Annotated in this window: 14 protein-coding genes; 7 read left to right on the top strand and 7 right to left on the bottom strand. The window is 73.4% G+C overall.

From position 1 onward, the window contains the following. Positions 1-33: 33 nt before the first annotated feature. A complete protein-coding gene (locus ABZX85_RS29635) occupies positions 34-1,005 on the top strand; it encodes a hypothetical protein (RefSeq protein ID WP_355874943.1) in 972 nt (323 codons plus the stop codon). A gap of 80 nt (positions 1,006-1,085) precedes the next feature. Here ABZX85_RS29635 and ABZX85_RS29640 read toward each other — a convergent pair whose 3' ends face one another. The 3 genes from ABZX85_RS29640 to ABZX85_RS29650 form a co-directional block, all read right to left on the bottom strand. Next, entirely contained in the window at positions 1,086-2,561 is a 1,476-nt protein-coding gene (locus tag ABZX85_RS29640) for an NAD(P)/FAD-dependent oxidoreductase (RefSeq protein ID WP_355874946.1), read from the bottom strand. A 718-nt stretch (positions 2,562-3,279) separates the two neighbouring features. After that, positions 3,280-3,894 carry a DUF4126 domain-containing protein gene (locus ABZX85_RS29645; protein ID WP_355874949.1) on the bottom strand — a complete coding sequence of 205 codons (615 nt, stop codon included), beginning with the start codon at positions 3,892-3,894 and terminating at the stop codon, positions 3,280-3,282. 441 nt (positions 3,895-4,335) lie between these two features. Continuing rightward, complete coding sequence (locus ABZX85_RS29650; RefSeq protein ID WP_355874952.1) at positions 4,336-4,971, bottom strand: TetR/AcrR family transcriptional regulator; 636 nt, start codon at positions 4,969-4,971, stop codon at positions 4,336-4,338. Between the two features lie 201 nt (positions 4,972-5,172). On the opposite strand from ABZX85_RS29650, the gene ABZX85_RS29655 reads away from it, so the two are divergent. The 4 genes from ABZX85_RS29655 to ABZX85_RS29670 all read left to right on the top strand — a co-directional run bounded on the left by ABZX85_RS29655 (position 5,173) and on the right by ABZX85_RS29670 (position 8,614). Next, positions 5,173-5,727 (top strand): SAV_6107 family HEPN domain-containing protein, encoded by a 555-nt coding sequence (locus ABZX85_RS29655; protein ID WP_355874955.1) that lies wholly within the window; start codon positions 5,173-5,175, stop codon positions 5,725-5,727. Positions 5,728-6,049: 322 nt separating this feature from the next. Beyond that, positions 6,050-6,868: a methyltransferase gene (locus tag ABZX85_RS29660; protein WP_355874958.1), complete on the top strand. Its 819-nt coding sequence runs from the start codon at positions 6,050-6,052 to the stop codon at positions 6,866-6,868. Between the two features lie 284 nt (positions 6,869-7,152). Next, positions 7,153-7,548, top strand: coding sequence for a DUF3040 domain-containing protein (locus tag ABZX85_RS29665; protein ID WP_355874960.1), 396 nt, complete (start codon positions 7,153-7,155; stop codon positions 7,546-7,548). A gap of 196 nt (positions 7,549-7,744) precedes the next feature. Then, positions 7,745-8,614: a MerR family transcriptional regulator gene (locus ABZX85_RS29670; protein ID WP_355874963.1), complete on the top strand. Its 870-nt coding sequence runs from the start codon at positions 7,745-7,747 to the stop codon at positions 8,612-8,614. A 79-nt stretch (positions 8,615-8,693) separates the two neighbouring features. Here the strand turns inward: ABZX85_RS29670 and ABZX85_RS29675 are convergent, their stop codons facing one another. From ABZX85_RS29675 to ABZX85_RS29690, 4 genes are all read right to left on the bottom strand, one after another. Further along, a complete protein-coding gene (locus ABZX85_RS29675) occupies positions 8,694-11,201 on the bottom strand; it encodes a DUF3488 and transglutaminase-like domain-containing protein (RefSeq protein WP_355874965.1) in 2,508 nt (835 codons plus the stop codon). Then, positions 11,198-12,523, bottom strand: a complete 1,326-nt coding sequence (locus ABZX85_RS29680) for a DUF58 domain-containing protein (protein ID WP_355874968.1) — start codon at positions 12,521-12,523, stop codon at positions 11,198-11,200. Before ABZX85_RS29680 ends, ABZX85_RS29675 begins: the two co-directional genes overlap by 4 nt. 284 nt (positions 12,524-12,807) lie before the next feature. After that, complete coding sequence (locus ABZX85_RS29685; RefSeq protein WP_355874971.1) at positions 12,808-13,821, bottom strand: MoxR family ATPase; 1,014 nt, start codon at positions 13,819-13,821, stop codon at positions 12,808-12,810. A 235-nt stretch (positions 13,822-14,056) separates the two neighbouring features. Beyond that, positions 14,057-14,605: a carbonic anhydrase gene (locus tag ABZX85_RS29690; RefSeq protein WP_355874974.1), complete on the bottom strand. Its 549-nt coding sequence runs from the start codon at positions 14,603-14,605 to the stop codon at positions 14,057-14,059. Positions 14,606-14,968: 363 nt separating this feature from the next. On the opposite strand from ABZX85_RS29690, the gene rsmH reads away from it, so the two are divergent. Both rsmH and ABZX85_RS29700 read left to right on the top strand, forming a co-directional pair. Continuing rightward, entirely contained in the window at positions 14,969-15,925 is a 957-nt protein-coding gene (rsmH, locus tag ABZX85_RS29695; RefSeq protein WP_355874977.1) for a 16S rRNA (cytosine(1402)-N(4))-methyltransferase RsmH, read from the top strand. A gap of 118 nt (positions 15,926-16,043) precedes the next feature. Then, positions 16,044-16,682: a septum formation initiator family protein gene (locus tag ABZX85_RS29700; protein ID WP_355874980.1), complete on the top strand. Its 639-nt coding sequence runs from the start codon at positions 16,044-16,046 to the stop codon at positions 16,680-16,682. Positions 16,683-16,687 lie beyond the last annotated feature (5 nt).

Genomic DNA, 16,687 nt, shown 5'->3' on the forward strand with positions numbered 1-16,687 from the left:
CACTGCGTAGCGGCCACTGGGAGAGGGGCGTACATGGGCTGGACGGTCCTCTACATCGCGTTCGGCGTCGTCGCGCTCTGGCTGCTCGGCGAGGTGCTGTTGCAGTACAAGGCGCGGCTGCGCTGGCGGCTGCTGGCCTTCGTCGGCTTCCTGGGCGTCGTCTTCGGTGTCCTGATTCCATCGGTCCCGGTGATCGCCGTCGGCGCGGTCGCGTTCGCGATCGGCCAGACGTACGTCACGCTGTCGTTCCGTAAGGGCTTCGAGTCCGGCTGGGCGTTCAAGCGCCCTGGAGCCATCGAGGGCCTCACCAAGCGCGGCAAGGGCAAGAAGGGTGACGACGACCCGGCCGACCCCGCGTCCCCGCTCCCCGGCATGGCCGCGGGCGCGGTCCCGGACGCCGCCTACGCCCCGGACGCCGACCCCTCCCTCGACGCCGCGGCCACCGCCGCCTTCGAGCGCGCCACCAGCGGCTACGACGACGACTACGACCGCGACGACGTCTTCACCCCGGCCCGCCCGATGCACCAGACGGCCGACGCCGCGGTCTACGAGCCCCAGCCGATGCCCGACGAGACCGGCACCTACGGCGTCTACAGCGACTCCGCCTACGCGGCGGCCACCGGCCAGAGCGCCGAGTCCTACGGCTACGACGGGTACTCCGGTTACCAGCAGCAGGGCTACGGCTACGACACCACCGGCGAGCAGCAGCAGTACGCCGCCTACTCCGACCCGTACATCGGCACCCAGTCCTACGGCACCGGCACGTACGACACCACCGGCTACGACCAGCAGCAGTACGGCCAGCAGGGCTACCCCCAGGACCAGTACGGCCAGCAGCAGGGCTACACCGAGACCCCCGCGGGCGGCGTCTGGGTCCCCCAGCAGCGCAACACCGACGACCCGTCCTACGGCACCGACCTCCCGGCCGACCAGCAGTACTACCAGGACGGCCAGCCCCGCCCGAACAACGACAACGGGTACGACGAGCAGCAGTACCGTTTCTGACGGACCGGACTCCCCGGCGAGCCGCTGCCCCGGCTCCTCACCGGAAGGCGGCGCCCCCTCTCACCCCTCGGCGCACCCCCTCACTGCGACCCCCTGAACTCCGGCCCCTCCACGATCAGCCCCGCCACCAGCGCCCCCGACATGCCCGCGTGCGGCAGCCCCCCGCCGGGATGCGACCAGCCGCCGACGGTGAACAGGCCGGGCAGCGCGGTCGTGTTGGCGGGGTGCAGCAGACGGCCCGACGCCGCGGCCAGCGAGGGCGCCGGGACCGAGCCGCCCGCCGCGCCGGTCGCCGCCTCGACGGCCGCCGGGGTCAGCGTCTCGCGCCACAGAATCCGCTCCCGCAGCCCGGGTACGGCCCGCTCGGCGGCCGTGAGCATCGCCTCGGCGGTGCCCTGCTGATCCCCTTCGGCGCCGGCCGGGACCGTGGCCGTCAGGACCATCGCCTCGTGTTCCGCGTCCGGGGTGAGGGCGGGGTCGTCCGGGCGCAGGACGGTGACCGTGGGGTGCGCCGGCGTCGTACCGAAGGGGCCGAAGAGGAACGCCAGCTCGGCGTCGCGGTCCTGGGTGTGGACGACCGTCCGGTGCGGGGTGCCCGGGGGGCGGGCGCCGCGCAGGGCCAGCAGCAGGGTCAGGCGGCTGGGCAGGCCCCGCTGCGGCGGCACCTCGCCCTCCCCGCGCGCGGGGACGCCCGCGAGGGCCGGGGCGGCGACCACGAAGTCCGCGTCCACGACCTCGCCGCCCGCCAGCTCCACGCCCGCCGCCCTGCCGTCCTTCTCCACGACCCGGATGACCTCCGCGCCGAACACGAACTCCACCCGCCGCGCGAGACACCGCTCGTACACCGCGCGCGCCAGCTCCCGGAGGCCGCCCTCGACGTACCAGGTGCCGAACGCGTGCTCCATGTAGGGCAGGACGGCCGCGCTCGCCGGGGCCGTGCGCGGGTCGAGGCCGTGGGCGAGGGCGTGGCTCTCCAGGAGGGCCGTCAGCCGGGCGTCCCGCAGCTCCCAGGCGCCGACCTCGGCGAGGGTGGCCGCCTTGCGCGTACGCAGGAGGCGTTTGTGGGGCACCGAGGGGTACGGCTCCTGCGCGGCCAGCACCTGCCAGTCCGGCCACAGGGGTTCCTCCAGCAGGGGGCGCCGCGAACGGTCCCACGCCTCCCGGGCCCGCACGAGGAAGTCCCCCCATCTGTCCCCGGCACCCTTCCCCAGCGCCCCGTCCAGCGCCGACACCACCCCCGCGCGCGAGGCGTTCGGCAACGCCGCCTCACTGCCGTCCCCGAACACATGCCACGCCGACGGGTCGACCTGCCTCAGCCCGACACAGCTCTCCAGCGGCTCCTTGCCCGTCTTGACGAACAGATCCCGCCACACGGCTGGCAAGGTCAGCACCCCCGGCCCGGTATCGAACCGAAACCCCTCCCTCCGCACCTGCCCCACCCCGCCCCCGTACGTCTCCCCCCGCTCGTACACCACCACCCGATGCCCCGCCACCCCCAGCCGCGCCGCCGCCGCCATCGCACCCATCCCCGCCCCGACCACCACGATCCGTCCCATGCCGGCGACTTTATCGGCCGCCACTGACAGTGGGGGTGGGGGGCTTGCGGAGGCGGCGGGTTCCGGGGTGGGGGTGACGAGGCGGCGGGTTCTGGGGTGGGGTGGGGCGAGGCGGGTGGGTTTCGGAACGAGGCGACCGGGCGGGGGGCCGGGCGAGGTGTGGGCTTGATGGAGCGGGGTTCAGGGCGCGGACGGGGTGGGGGTGAGGGGAGGCGGGTTTTGGGGTGGGGCGTGGCGGGGCGGGTGGGTTTCGGAACGAGACGATCGGGCGGAGGGCTGGGCGAGGTGTGGGCTTGATCGAGCAGGGTTCAGGACGGGGGTGGCCCGAGGAGGCCGGGAGGGTTCGGTGGGGGGCATGGCGAGTGGTGGCCGGAGCCGTGCGGAGACCTTGCCTGCGGATGCCCTCACGGCCGTACCCGGAAGCGCCCCAGCAGCCCCCACCCTCCCGAACCACCACCCCCGGAGCCCCGCCGACCCTCGGCCTCCTGCCCCACCACGTCCGGCCGCCGCGCCGCTCCACCCACCCGCACCCCCACCATCCTCAGGGGCGCGGGGAACTGCGCGAACACCCCCCACTCACCCGCACCCGCCCCACCGCACGCCCCCCGGTCACAGCCGGCCGCGCCACCCCCCGACCATCCACCGAACCCGCACATACGACCCGGCCCGTCACCCCCGCGCCGAAGGCGCTCGCGATGCCGCCTCGCCACAGCCCCCGTCAGCCCGCCCGATCACCCCTCCGCCCCGCCAGCCCCCGTTCCTCCCGGCGTTGCGCCCTGCGGCGCAGGAAGCGGCGGATTCGGGAGGCGAGGAAGACGAGGAGGACGGCGCCGAGCAGGAGGAGTGCCCCGGCGATGACCGCCGCCGCGCCGGGATGGAACATCGCGAACGTGACGAGCCCACCCACGCCCAGATCCTCCGCGAGGCTCACGACGAGGTTGCTGAAGGGCTCGGGGGACGTGTTGACGGCCATCCGGGTGCCCGCCTTGACCGCGTGGCTGGCGAGGGCCGTGGAGCCGCCCAGAAGCCCCGCGGCGATGTCGGAGAGGGAACCGGAGTGCCCCGCGAGGAGCGCGCCGACCCAGGCGCCCGCGACGGGCCGGATCAGCGTGTGGACCGCGTCCCAGACGGAGTCCACGTACGGGATCTTGTCGGCGACCGTGTCGCAGAGGAACAGCACGCCCGCGACGACCAGTACTTCAGGGCGTTGCAGGGCCTCCGGGACGTCGTCGCTGAACCCGGTCGCCCCGAACACGCCGAGCAGCAGCACCACCGCGTACGCGTTGATGCCGCTGGCCCAGCCGCTGGTGAACACGAGGGGGAGTACGGACACGGACGCGATCGTAACCAGAGCCGGTCGAGGCGGCCTGGGGATGAGCACACAGTCCTGAGTATCCGTACTCAGTGACGGAGATGAGTACGCGCGCGGATGGGTGCCGACCTGCGTAAACGGGAGAGTGGAGGCACGGAAAGGGGCCCGGCGCCGGTACCGCCGACACGGGGCGGCGGAACCGGCACCGGCCCCAGACCGCTCCTTCCGCCGACCAGTCGGCGGGAGCGAGGCACGGGGGACCCCAAGGGGGGTACGACCGGACGGGGGACCGCCGGGGGAAGAAAGAACGGGGGGGATCGGGGGAAACAGGGGGGACGGGGGAAACGGGGGAGCAAGAGGGAGCGCCGGTTCGACGGTGGCCCGCGGGGGACGCGGCCAGGTCGGACCGGCGCTTTCGTGCGCCAGTCGGTTTGTATGCCCGCCGGCTCGTCCGTACGTCCCTCAGGGCGACGCCGTCCCCCCGCTCACCCTCCCCTGGAGCAGCCGCGACAGCGCCGCGTGGACCTCGTCCAGCGACCGCTCCGGCTGGAACGCCTGCCAGTCCAGCGCCGCGACCAGCACCATCCCGACGAGCGCGGCGGCGGTCAGCGGTACGTCGATGTCGTCCGCGAACTCGGCCTCCTCGATCCCCGCGCGGAGCACCCCCTCGACGACGGCCACCGCCTCCGTCCGCACGACCATGAGGGTCGACTGCCAGGCACGGTTCGTCCGCCACAGCTCGGCCACGTACAGCTGGGTGAACGCCGGGTAGCGGTCGATGAAGACGAGGCCCGCGCGGACCATCGCGTCGAGCGCGTCCACCCGCGTGCCGCCCCCGCGCGCGGAGCGTTCCGCGGCCTCTCTGAGCGAGGCGGTCAGCAGCCCCACGCCGTGTCGCAGCAGCTCCTCGAAGAGGACGGACTTGCTGGCGAAGTTGTAGTAGACGGTGCCTTTCGCGACGCCCGCGCGCTCGGCGATCTCGTCCACGGTGGTGGCGGAGAAACCCTGCTCGGCGATGAGCGTGACGGCCGCCTCGTAGAGCTTCTGCCGGGTGGCCGCGCGACGGGTCCCACCGCCCGGGGTGGTGCTGCTTTCCATACGGTCGATTCTCACAGGTGCGAGGCGGCCGGGGGGCCGGTTCGAAGATCGCCCCGGAGTCGGGGCGGGCGGGCCGTACGGCCCGCCCGTTCGAACCCTTGATCGAGGTAAAAGACCAGGTCAGAACGGATTGTCAGTGGCATACCGCACGATGGGCACATACGGCCACAGTGCCGTCACCCAGATGACAGGAGGTTCGTCATGGCCACCCATCGCGCGGCAGCCACGCACCGCCACCGCGTCACCGGCCCCGTCCCCGCCCCGCCCGGCCCCGCGAGCGACGTCCACCCGGTCCTGCGCCGGGCCACGGCCCCGCCCGCCGCCCTCGACCTGCTCGTCCAGGCGCGCGCGGGGTTGGAGGAGGCCGCCGCCCTGGACACCCCGAACGAGCGGTACGCGACGGCGCATCTCGCCGCGCTCCGCACCGCCGCCGCCGTCCTCGCGGCCCGCGCCCGACCCGACCTCACGCCCCGGCGCCGCGCCCGCATCCGCACCGCCTGGGAACTCCTCCCCGAGGTCGCCCCCGAACTCACCGAATGGGGCGCCCACTTCGCCGCCGGCGCCCCCCGCCGCGCTCGCGCCGAGGCCGGCATCCAGGGCGCCGCCACCCCACGCGACGCCGACGACCTGATCCGTGACGTCGCCATGTTCCTCCGCCTCGTCGAACGCCTCCTCTCCCTCCAGCCGGTCCTGCCCCGCCAGAGCGGAAGGGAGGGCGGTGAGGAGGCCGCCCGGGGCTTCCCGCACGCGGGCTGACAGGGAACGGCGGCTCTGAGGGAGACCGGCGGCGCCCGAGGGGCGGGGTGCCCGGGAGACGGGGTGCTTGCGGAGGCCGTCTGCGGAGCGAGACCCCCGCGAGGCGGGGCCCGCGGAGGGCGTTTGAGGGGCGGGTGCCCGGCGCTCCCGGTCACGCCCGCGGGGCGGCCCGGCGCGGCTGCGTTCTCGTCGTGTCCTTCTCGTGGGACCGAGGCAATAGGGTGGTTGCGCAGGAAAGCCTTCGCCCCGGGGACGCCGGTGGGAGGGGTGTCCGTTCGTTCCGTCGGGAAAGTGGCGGGGCCGCGTCGAGGAGTGAGTTGTCGTGTCGGAACCGTTGCTCTCGCCCGTCTCGAAGGAACGTCCGCAGACCGGGGCGCTGGGGACCGATCCGGCGAGGCCGCGCTCGTCCCTGCGGACGGCGGTGGTGTGGGAGGTGCTCCAGGAGGCGCTGGAGCGCCGGGTCAAGGGCAGCGGCCGGGAGAGCCTCGACGTCCTGGACGCCGGGGGCGGCAGCGGGAACTTCGCCGTCCCCCTCGCCCGCCTCGGACACCGCGTGACCGTCGTCGACCCCAGCCCCAACGCCCTGTTCGCCCTGGAGCGCCGCGCGGCGGAGGCCGGCGTCGCCGAGCGGGTGCGCGGCGTACAGGGTGACGCGGGCGGCCTCTTCGACGTGGTGGAGCGCTCCGGCTACGACGCCGTCCTGTGCCACGGCGTCCTGGAGTACGTCGACGACCCGGCCGACGGCATCCGCAACGCCGTCGCCGCACTGCGCCCCGAGGGCGTCCTCAGCCTCCTCGCGGCCGGCCTCGGCGGAGCCGTCCTCGCGCGGGCGCTGGCCGGCCACTTCAAGGAGGCCCGGCAGGCCCTCACCGACCCCGACGGCCGCTGGGGCGCCGGAGACCCCGTCCCCCGGCGCTTCACCGCCGAACAGCTCACCGAACTGGCCGAGGGCGCGGGCCTGACCGTCGGCGCCGTACACGGCGTACGGATCTTCGCCGACCTCGTCCCCGGCGTCCTCGTCGACACCGAGCCCGGCGCCCTGGAGGCCCTCCTGAAGCTGGAGGAGGCGGCGGCCGAACTGCCCTCCTTCCACGCGGTGGCCACCCAGCTCCACGTCCTCGGCGAGACCCGGGCGAGCTGACCCGCCCCGAGCGGCGGGCTTTACCTTGGCTTGATCATGGTCTCGGCCACGATGGAGTACGCCACAGGCCCTCCGTTACCGCGTTGTGAGCCGTATGATCGAGGGAGACCGTCCGGCATGACGGGTCGGCCGTTGGGGAATGGAAGCCTCAGCGAGTCGGGACGCTCTTGACGGGTTCCGGTTGGCCAATTGGCGTAGAGGGGCGGGTTTCACGGGGGCGATTCCCTGCCTATCCTGAAGGGACCCCCGGGTCGCCCCGGCGACTGCACGATGAGGAGGACGCCGTGCCGCTCTCGGAGCACGAGCAGCGAATGCTTGAGCAGATGGAGCGAGCGCTGTACGCCGAAGACCCCAAGTTCGCGACAGCGCTTGAGGGAAGCGGGCTGCGTACGTACACCCGACGACGGGTCTACCAGGCGATCGCCGGCTTCCTCGTAGGTATCGCGCTCCTCATGGCCGGTATGGTCGCCCAGCAGGTCTGGCTCAGCGTGGTCGGGTTCCTCGTCATGCTGGGATGCGCCGTGCTCGCCGTGACCGGTTGGCGCAAGGCGCCCAAGCCGGGGGAGCAGCCCGCGAGCGGTGGTGCCCAAGGGCGTCAGCAGCCCCGGTCGAGGCGTTCCGTCATGGACCGCATCGAGCAGCGCTGGCAGCGCCGTCGTGACGAGCAGCAGGGTCAGTGACCTTGCTCCCGTAGCGCTCCGCGAATTCCGCGACATCACTGAGGGGACCCCCGTCCGGGCGGCCCCCTCAGCCATATGCCCCACAGCGCCCTCCCCATTTCGTGTCACACCACGATCGCTGCTCGGGTTGCACCTTCCGTAGCGGCATGTGGTCCGGTGGCCCTGTGCCCCGGCCCCTTGAGGAAGGTCCCCGCTCATGCCCGCGTCTTTCGTGCCGCCCCGTCAGGTCAAGATCGGTGACGCGGCGGCCTTCGTCGGCAGCACGCCACGGGCGATCCGCCACTACCACGCGATCGGCCTGCTCCCCGAGCCCGAGCGGGGCGCCGACGACCGCCGCCGCTACGGGTACGAGGACATGATCCGTCTGCTGTGGATTCGGCGGGCGGCCGACGCCGGGATCGCCCTGGACGACATCCGCGACGCCTTCACCACCGGCCCGGACGCCTCCGGGCCCGGTGCGGACGGTGGGGACGACATCGCGGGCGTCCTGGAGCGGCTGGAGGAGACCCTCGCCGGACGAGAGGCGGAGCTGCGGCGGCAGCGGGCCGCCGTCCGGCGGATGCGCACCGAGGGCAGCCGTATGGGCCTGCTCTCCGATCTCGTCACCGCACGCCTCAGGCACCTCCCCGAGGGCTCCCTGCGCCAGAACGACCTGGACACCCTGCTCGTCACCGAGCGGATCTTCGGCCCCCTCGGCGCGGCCGTCCAGAGCACCCGCTTCGCCGTCCTGGCCGCGCATCCCGCCCTGCGGGAGGAATCCGACCGCGTCGACCGCGCCGAGGAGGCACTCGACGACAGCGTCGCCGTCGACGATCCCCGCGTCGCCCGGGTCGCCGCCCAGCGGCACGCCTTCGAGCAGGCTCTGAACGCCGCCATCGAGGAGTCCGGCCTGGACGAGGAGGACGACGCCCTCTTCGACGACCAGGACGGCGAGGACGAGCCCGAGCCCCGCGTCATGAGCGTGGGCCAAGCCATCGGGAAGATGCCCTACGACTTCTCCCCGGCCCGCCTGCGCTGCATGGAACTCGCCCTGGAACTGGCCTTCCCGGACTCGGCCGCCCCCTGAGACCCGGCCCGGCCGGTGCGGGAGCCGGGGCATGCGGAAGGGGCCGTCGCCGGGGTGCGGAGACGGCCCCCTCCGGGGTTCAGCCCTCTTGTCGCCGGCCCTGCGGTGCCCAGGGGACGCGCTGGAGCAGTGCGCTCCAGCGGGCCGCCCAGGACGTTCGGGTGACGGTCCAGCGGTCCATGAGGTCCCAGACCGCCCGGACGGAGGAGCGGGGGGCGACGAGCGCGCGCAGGCGGGTCGGCCAGGGGGCGCGGGCGCGGAGGGCCGTACGGAGCGTGCTCACCTCGTCGGCCAGACCCGGCTCCGCCCGCGGGTGGGGGGCGAAGAGGACCTGCTCCACCGCGCCGGCCACCCGGTGGACGGACTCCGCCGCCGGGGCCTCCAGTTCACCGAGCCGGACGATCCGCTCGGCGGTGCGGCGGGGGGTGAGGGCGTCGTCCGGGGGGATGCCGAAGTCCCAGGCCGTGTCCGTCAGCTCCTGCCAGACCGCCAGGACATGGGCGACGGCCGCCTGGCCCGCCCGGACCGAGGGGTCCTCACCCGGCGCCAGCGGGTCGCCCACCGCGCCCTGCGGGCCCTTGCGGTCACCCGGCGGGCCGTCGCCCGCGCCCGTGTGCCGCGCCGACGCCAGCCGGACCGACCTGCGGCGCAGGCGCCACAGCATCGGGAACAGCGGCACCGCGACGACCAGGACGGCCAGCAGCGACCACCAGGCGACCCGGTACCAGGGGGTGCCGCCGTCGCCGTTCGCCGACTGGTCCAGCGGGAGCGTGCTCGCGCAGCCGTTCTCCTTGCGCTCCACCGCCGAGCAGCTCGCGCTCGCGGAGGGCGCCGTGGAGGGGGCCGCGCTCGCCGAGGCAGAGTTCTCCGGGACCGCCGGAACCGTCGTGTCCGAGGTGTCCGGCAGCGTGTACTCCGGGGTCGAGCCCCGGGTCGGCGTCGGCTCGAAGCGGGTCCAGCCGATGCCCTCGAAGTACAGCTCGGGCCAGGCGTGCGCGTCCTTCAGGCTCACCTCGACCGTGCCGTTCCCCTGCGGGGTGCCCGGCGCGAAGCCGACCGCGACCCGGGCCGGGATGCCCAGCGTGCGGGCCATGGCGGCCATCGCGAACGAGTAGTGGATGCAGAAGCCCTGCTTGTCCCGCAGGAAACGGGCGATCGCGTCCGGGCCCGTACCCACGTCGACCTGGGTGTCGTACTGGAAGCCGCCCGTCACCGCGAAGTAGTCCTGGAGGGCGACCGCCTTCGCGTAGTCCGTCTCGGCGCCGCGGGTGATCTGGCGGGCCTGCTGCCACACCACCTGCGGCAGCGAGGACGGCACCTCGGTGTAGTCGCCGAGGATCGACGAGCGGGCCTCGGGCGCCGCCGCCAGCTGCTCGGCCGTCGGCTGCACCTCCAGGCTGTTGACCTGGTACGTCAGCCCCCGGGTGTTCTGGCCGTGGTCGCCGACGAGGGTCATGCCCTCCGGCTCGAACCGCCAGTTCCCCTTGATCTGGACCCCGCTCGGCGGGTACGGCATCGGCAGCCAGTCCTGGGCGTACCAGTCGGCGGCCGTGATCTGGGTGGTGATCTCCGTGCGCTTCACGGAGGAGCGCAGGCCCGTCGGGGTCGGGAAGTCCTGGGGGACCTCCTGGATGCGTTTGCGGGACGGGCGCCAGGTGGTGCCGTCGAAGTCGTCCAGGGAGACGATCCGCAGGTACATGTCCGACAGGTTGTTGGAGTTCGTACGGACCGTCAGGACCGTGCGGTCCTGGTCGATGTTGAGGCTGTCGCGCAGGGAGACCAGGGGGTTGACCGCGGAGATCGTGCCCCCGCCGCCGTTGCCCGCGCCGACGCCCGCGCCCGTGCCGTCCAGGAGGCCGCCCTGGATCGCGGGCAGCGGAAGGAGCGGGACGACCAGGGCGACGCCGAGAGCGGCCATGCCGATCCGCCGGCCCGTCCGCACCGGGGCCACCGGGCCCTCCGACGCGCCCGGACCGCCGGGAGAGCGCGGGGCGCCGCCGAAGACGCGGCCCCACTGGGAGAGCCGCTCGCGGCCCTCGGCGAGCAGCAGCATCAGATAGCCGGCCGCCGCGACCAGGAACCACAGCCAGTCGGAGCCGCCGTCGGACAGCCCCGCCGCCACCGAGTACAGGGCGAGCAGCGGCAGCCCGGCCGGGGCGGCGTTGCGGAAGGTCACCGCGAGGGTGTCGACCAGCAGGCCGATCACCAGGACGCCGCTGATCAGCATCAGGCGGATGCCGTCGGACAGAGGGGCTGGGATGGCGTACCGCCCCACGTCGTCCCCGCCGGCCTGGAAGAGGTCCGCGAAACGCGTGATCGCCTCGGGGCCGGGGACGATGCCCGCGAGGGCCTGCTCGCGGGCGAAGACCACGGTCAGCAGCAGGACCATGGCCAGCGACTGCGCCGCGACCGTCAGCGGCCGGGCCAGCGGGACGCGGCGGGCCGCCGCCCCCACGCCCGACTGGACCAGCAGGAGCAGCACCGCCTGGAGGAACCAGGAGCTGCGCTCGACCAGCGGCAGCAGGGCGGTCGCCGCCATCAGCGTCGCCGCCGCGGAGCACAGCGTCAGCCTCGCCCGCCCGCTCATGATCCCGTCCTTCCGCTCAGGCCCACCACGCCGGACCGCTCCCGGTCCGCCTGGCGCCACAGGTCTTCCATCGAGGCGCCCCGGGGCACGCTCACGGCCGTCCAGCCCGCGTCCCTCAGCATCCTCAGCCGTTCATCCTGTGCCGTCTGCCCCTTCATCGGATCGGACCCGCCGTTCGGTTCACGGCTCGGTTCACGGCTCCACGAGTCGTTGTCGATCAGGAACGCGATCGCGCCCCTGCTGCGCTGGCGCATCTTCGCGGCCACGGCCGCCTGCTCCTCGTCCAGGTCGCCGAGGAACGCGACGAGGAGGCCCTCGTTGCCGCCGCGCAGGACGTCGTACGAGCGGGAGAGGCCCGCGCCGTCGGAGTGGTCGACGACCGCGAGGGTGTCCATCATCAGGCCGGCCGCCTCGGCGGACTCGCCGCCGCCGACGAAGCCCTCGGTGCCCTCGCCGGGGACGGAGCTGCCGGTGTCGGTGAGGAGGCGGACCGTGAAGCCGCGTTCCAGCATGTGCGTCAGGACCGACGCGGCGCCCGAGACGGCCCACTCGAACGGGGCGTCGGGGCCGACGCCGTCGTACGCGATGCCCCGGGTGTCCAGGAGGACCGTGCACCGGGAGCGCTGGGGCTGTTCCTCGCGGCGGACCATCAGCTCGCCGTAGCGGGCGGTCGAGCGCCAGTGGACGCGGCGCAGGTCGTCGCCGTAGCGGTAGCCGCGCGGGATCACGTCGTCCTCGCCGGCCAGGGCGAGGGAGCGCTGGCGGCCGTCGCCGTACCCCTTCGCCTCGCCGCTGAAGCGGACCGGGGGGAGGGGGTCGACCCGGGGGATCACCGTCAGGGTGTCGTACGAGGAGAAGGACCGGGTCAGTTCGCACATGCCGAAGGGGTCGGACAGGCGGAGCTGGAGGGGGCCCAGGGGGTAGCGGCCCCGCAGGTCGGAGCGGACCCGGTAGGAGACCTCGCGGCGACCGCCGGCCTCGACGCGGTCCAGGACGAAGCGGGGGCGCGGGCCGAGGACGTACGGGACCCGGTCCTGGAGCATCAGCAGGCCGGTGGGCATCCGGGAGACGTTGTCCATCCGCAGGTGCACCCGGGCCTCGCTGCCGGCCGGCACGCGCGCGGGAGACAGCCGGCGGCTCCCCGCCACCCGGTACCGCGTCCGGTACAGCACACCCGCGCAGATCAGCGGCAGCACCGCGAGCAGCAGCCCGACCCGCAGCAGATCCGGCTGGCCGAGCACGTACGCGCAGACGGCCGCGGCTATCCCGGCCGCCAGGAACGACCGCCCCCGCGTGGTCAGCCCGGCGAGCGCGGTCCGCATCCCGCCCTTCTCCCCCCGCCCGCCGTCACCACGGCCACCGGCGCCGCCCCCGCCGGAGGCTCCGCCCGACGGCGCCCCCGAAGCGCGCGGCCCGTTCACCGGAGGTGCGGCGGGCCGCGCGGGATAGACCCCCGGACCGGCCCCTCCGACACGCCCGCTCGGCGCCGCACCCGCCGGCCGCCCGCCAGGAGCGGTCCCGGTGGGCCGTTCGGCTCGTGCCGGGTTCGGGTGGCCGGTGCCAGGGGTCTCTCTGGGGTCGCCCTGGGGGGCACCCCCGGAGGTCATCACAGGCTCCGCGAGCCGTACGGCCGGCCGTAGTCGCGGGGCTGCTGGGGGGTGGCGGGGACGGGGGTGCGCTGGAGGATCTCCTCGACGACCTGTTCCGAGGTGCGGCGGTTCAGCTGGGCCTGGGCCGTCGGGAGGAGGCGGTGGGCGAGGACGGCGACCGCGAGGTTCTGGATGTCGTCCGGGAGGGCGTAGTCGCGGCCGGAGAGGGCGGCGGTGGCCTTGGCCGCGCGCAGGAGGTGGAGCGTGGCGCGCGGGGAGGCGCCCAGTCTGAGGTCGGGGTGGACACGGGTCGCGGCGACCACGTCGACCGCGTACCGCTTGACCGCCTCGGCGACGTGCACGCCGCGGACCGCCTCGACGAGCTTGACGATCTCGTGCGCGTGGGCGACCGGCTGGAGGTCTTCCAGGGGGCTCACCGCGCCGTGGACGTCGAGCATCTCCAGCTCGGCCTCCGGGCTCGGGTAGCCGATGGAGACCCGGGCCATGAAGCGGTCGCGCTGCGCCTCGGGGAGCGGGTAGGTGCCCTCCATCTCGACCGGGTTCTGCGTCGCGACGACCATGAAGGGGCTCGGCAGCTCGTACGACTGCCCGTCGATGGTGACCTGGCGCTCCTCCATGGACTCCAGGAGCGCGGACTGCGTCTTCGGCGAGGCGCGGTTGATCTCGTCGCCGATCACGATCTGCGCGAAGATCGCACCGGGCTTGAACTCGAAGTCACGCTGCTGCTGGTCCCAGATGGAGACACCGGTGATGTCCGACGGCAGCAGGTCCGGCGTGAACTGGATACGCCGGACCGAGCAGTCGATGGACTTCGCCAGCGTCTTGGCCAGCATGGTCTTGCCCACACCGGGGACGTCCTCGATCAGCAGGTGCCCCTCGGCGAGCAGCACGGTCAGCGCGAGTCGTACGACCTCGGGCTTGCCCTCGATCACCCCCTCCACCGACCCGCGGACCCTGTCCACGGTGGTGGTCAGATCAGTGAGGCTCGCTCGTTCGTCATAGGTCGTCACCCGGCCCTCCTCGGCCCGTACTGTTCCGGGCCGCCGCTGTCGTGCGAACCGGCCCACCCCGAATCACGGACGCCGCCCCCGGAATGTTCGGCTCGGCGCCCTCACCGCATTCTTGCCGCCGTTACCGATTCGTGTCACTCGCCTGTGGATAACTGTCGGAGATATGTCCTGGGCTGCGGCTTTTGCCGGTAATGGTGACAGGAAGTTGACAGGGCGCGGACCCCGTATCGCCCGCTCAGGCCGGGTCGATCTCGCGGAGCAGACCCGTCTTCACGTCGAAGACGAAGCCTCGCACATCGTCGGCGTGCAGCAGGAACGGTGACGTGCGCACCCGCTGCATGGACTGCCGGACGTCCTGGTCGACGTCCCGGAACGCCTCCACCGCCCACGCGGGACGCTGGCCGACCTCCATCTCCAGCTCCGTGCGGAAGTCCTCGGTGATCGCCTCCAGGCCGCAGCCGGTGTGGTGGATGAGGACGATCGAGCGGGTCCCCAGCTTGCGCTGGCTGATGGTGAGCGAGCGGATCACGTCGTCGGTGACCACGCCGCCCGCGTTGCGGATGGTGTGGCAGTCGCCCAGCTCCAGGCCGAGCGCGGCGTGCAGGTCGAGACGGGCGTCCATGCAGGCCACGACCGCGACACGCAGGACGGGCCGGGCGTCCATGCCGGGGTCGGCGAACGCGGAGGCGTAGCGCTCGTTCGCGTGCACCAGCCGGTCGGTGACCGTGCTGTCGCGAGGTATGGCGCCTTCGGGGTCGGTCGATACGGATGCGGAAGTCGTCATAACCATGACGGTACTGGTCACCGGCGTTCCGGTCCCGTTGTGAGAAGGGAAAATGAGGGTCATCGCACCCTCGGTGTGAGGTAAGCCACAAGAGTGGCCAGGTGGGGGCCCAAAGGGTGATTTCTCGTGCCGTGCGACCGCCACCAGATGTCCCGCGCGCGGGGCCCGCGACGCGCAGGCCGGTTGATTGACCGAGAGACAGCGTGGACTAAAGTGACGCGAAGCGGGAGGCGCGGCAACGGTGGCTCTCCCTGCTGAGCGAACCTGAGCGAACTTCCCCGTGGGACCCCGGCCCGGCCGCCCGTCGTCTCCCCGCGTGCGCGGCGCGTACGTACGGGCCCCGCCGGTAACTGAGAGGGCCCCTTGAGCAACAGCCGACACGTCCCCGTGATGCTCCACCGGTGCCTGGACCTGCTGGCACCAGCGCTTCAGGAGCCGGGAGCGGTCGTCGTCGACTGCACACTCGGGCTCGGCGGACACAGCGAAGCCCTCCTGGAGCGGTTCCCCGAGGCCCGGCTCGTCGCCCTCGACCGGGACAAGGAGGCGCTGCGGCTCTCGGGCGAGCGCCTCGCGCCCTTCGGCGAGCGCGCCACCCTCGTCCACGCCGTCTACGACGAACTCCCCGACGTCCTCGAACGGCTCGGCCACGCGCGCGTGCAGGGCGTGCTGTTCGACCTCGGCGTCTCCTCCATGCAGCTCGACGAGGCCGACCGGGGCTTCGCCTACGCGCAGGACGCGCCCCTCGACATGCGCATGGACCAGACGACCGGCATCAGCGCCGCCGAGGTCCTCAACACGTACCCCGGCGGGGAGTTGGTGCGCATCCTGCGCGCGTACGGCGAGGAGAAGCAGGCCAAGCGGATCGTCTCGGCGGTCGTCCGGGAGCGGGAGAAGGAGCCGTTCGCCAACAGCGCGCGGCTCGTCGAGGTGATCCGGGGGGCGCTGCCGCAGGCCGCGATGCGGACCGGCGGGAACCCCGCCAAGCGGACCTTCCAGGCGCTGCGCATCGAGGTCAACGGCGAACTGTCGGTGCTGGAGCGGGCGATCCCGGCGGCCGTCAAGTCGCTGGGCGTGGGCGGGCGGATCGCCGTCCTGGCGTACCAGTCCCTCGAAGACCGCCTGGTCAAGCAGGTGTTCGCGGCCGGCGCCGCCAACACGGCGCCGCCCGGCCTGCCGATCGTGCCCGAGCGCTACCAGCCCCGGCTCAAGCTGCTCACGCGCGGTGCCGAACTTCCCACCGAGGAAGAGATCGCCGAGAACCGCCGGGCCGCCCCCGCGCGGCTGCGGGGCGCCGAGCGCATCAGGGAGGACGTCGAGTGAGCCGGTCAGGGAGCCGACCGCGGAGTTCCCGAAGCGAGCTGATTCACACATCTGAGCGATTCGGGTCGGTCCGTGCATCTTCGCGGGGGCTTCGGACGTCCTACCGGGTGGAGGCGCGATGAGATCTGAACTCAAGGGACGGCTGGCCGGGTTGCTGCCGGTCGGGGGCGGTGCGCAGGCCGGGCGGACACCGTTCGTGCTGCTGGTCGTCGTCCTGCTCGGCGGTGGGCTGATCGGGCTGCTGGTGCTCAACTCCGCGCTCAGCGAAGGGTCGTTCAAGATGGACGACCTCCAGCGGGAGACCAAGAGCCTCACCGACGAACAGCAGGCGCTCCAGCGGGACATCGACTCCTACTCCGCGCCGGACGCCCTCCAGAAGCGCGCCCGCGAACTCGGCATGGTCCCCGGCGGCGACCCCGCCTTCCTCCAGCCGGACGGCGCCGTCAAGGGCGTCCCGTCCCCCGCCGCACAGCCCTCCGGCACCCACGCGCGCGAATCCGTACGGCCCCCCGAGGCGATCACGCTGTCGCAGACGAACCAGAGCACGGCGGGCCGGAACACGACAGGCGGGACGACGGCGGGCCAGACCGCAGCCGGCCAGAACACCGCGAACACCGCCGCGAACACCCCCGCGAACCAGAGCCAGGTGAATCAGCAGTCCCAGCCGGGGCAGGCGCCGAACCAGCAGCCCCCCACCCTCCCCCAGACCCCCGCCCAGCCCCCCGTATCCCCCGCCCCCACAACCTCCGGCAGGTGACGGAA

It is taken from the genome of Streptomyces sp. NPDC004539, from assembly GCF_040610055.1.
GTDB lineage: Bacteria > Actinomycetota > Actinomycetes > Streptomycetales > Streptomycetaceae > Streptomyces.

Excerpts from the sequence above, each read along its gene's own strand:
- ABZX85_RS29635 (WP_355874943.1), top strand. The coding sequence starts at position 34 with ATGGGCTGGACGGTCCTCTACATCGCGTTCGGCGTCGTCGCGCTCTGG.
- ABZX85_RS29640 (WP_355874946.1), bottom strand. The coding sequence starts at position 2,561 with ATGGGACGGATCGTGGTGGTCGGGGCGGGGATGGGTGCGATGGCGGCG.
- ABZX85_RS29650 (WP_355874952.1), bottom strand. The coding sequence starts at position 4,971 with ATGGAAAGCAGCACCACCCCGGGCGGTGGGACCCGTCGCGCGGCCACC.
- ABZX85_RS29655 (WP_355874955.1), top strand. The coding sequence starts at position 5,173 with ATGGCCACCCATCGCGCGGCAGCCACGCACCGCCACCGCGTCACCGGC.
- ABZX85_RS29670 (WP_355874963.1), top strand. The coding sequence starts at position 7,745 with ATGCCCGCGTCTTTCGTGCCGCCCCGTCAGGTCAAGATCGGTGACGCG.
- ABZX85_RS29675 (WP_355874965.1), bottom strand. The coding sequence starts at position 11,201 with ATGAGCGGGCGGGCGAGGCTGACGCTGTGCTCCGCGGCGGCGACGCTG.
- ABZX85_RS29680 (WP_355874968.1), bottom strand. The coding sequence starts at position 12,523 with ATGCGGACCGCGCTCGCCGGGCTGACCACGCGGGGGCGGTCGTTCCTG.
- ABZX85_RS29690 (WP_355874974.1), bottom strand. The coding sequence starts at position 14,605 with ATGACGACTTCCGCATCCGTATCGACCGACCCCGAAGGCGCCATACCT.
- ABZX85_RS29700 (WP_355874980.1), top strand. The coding sequence starts at position 16,044 with ATGAGATCTGAACTCAAGGGACGGCTGGCCGGGTTGCTGCCGGTCGGG.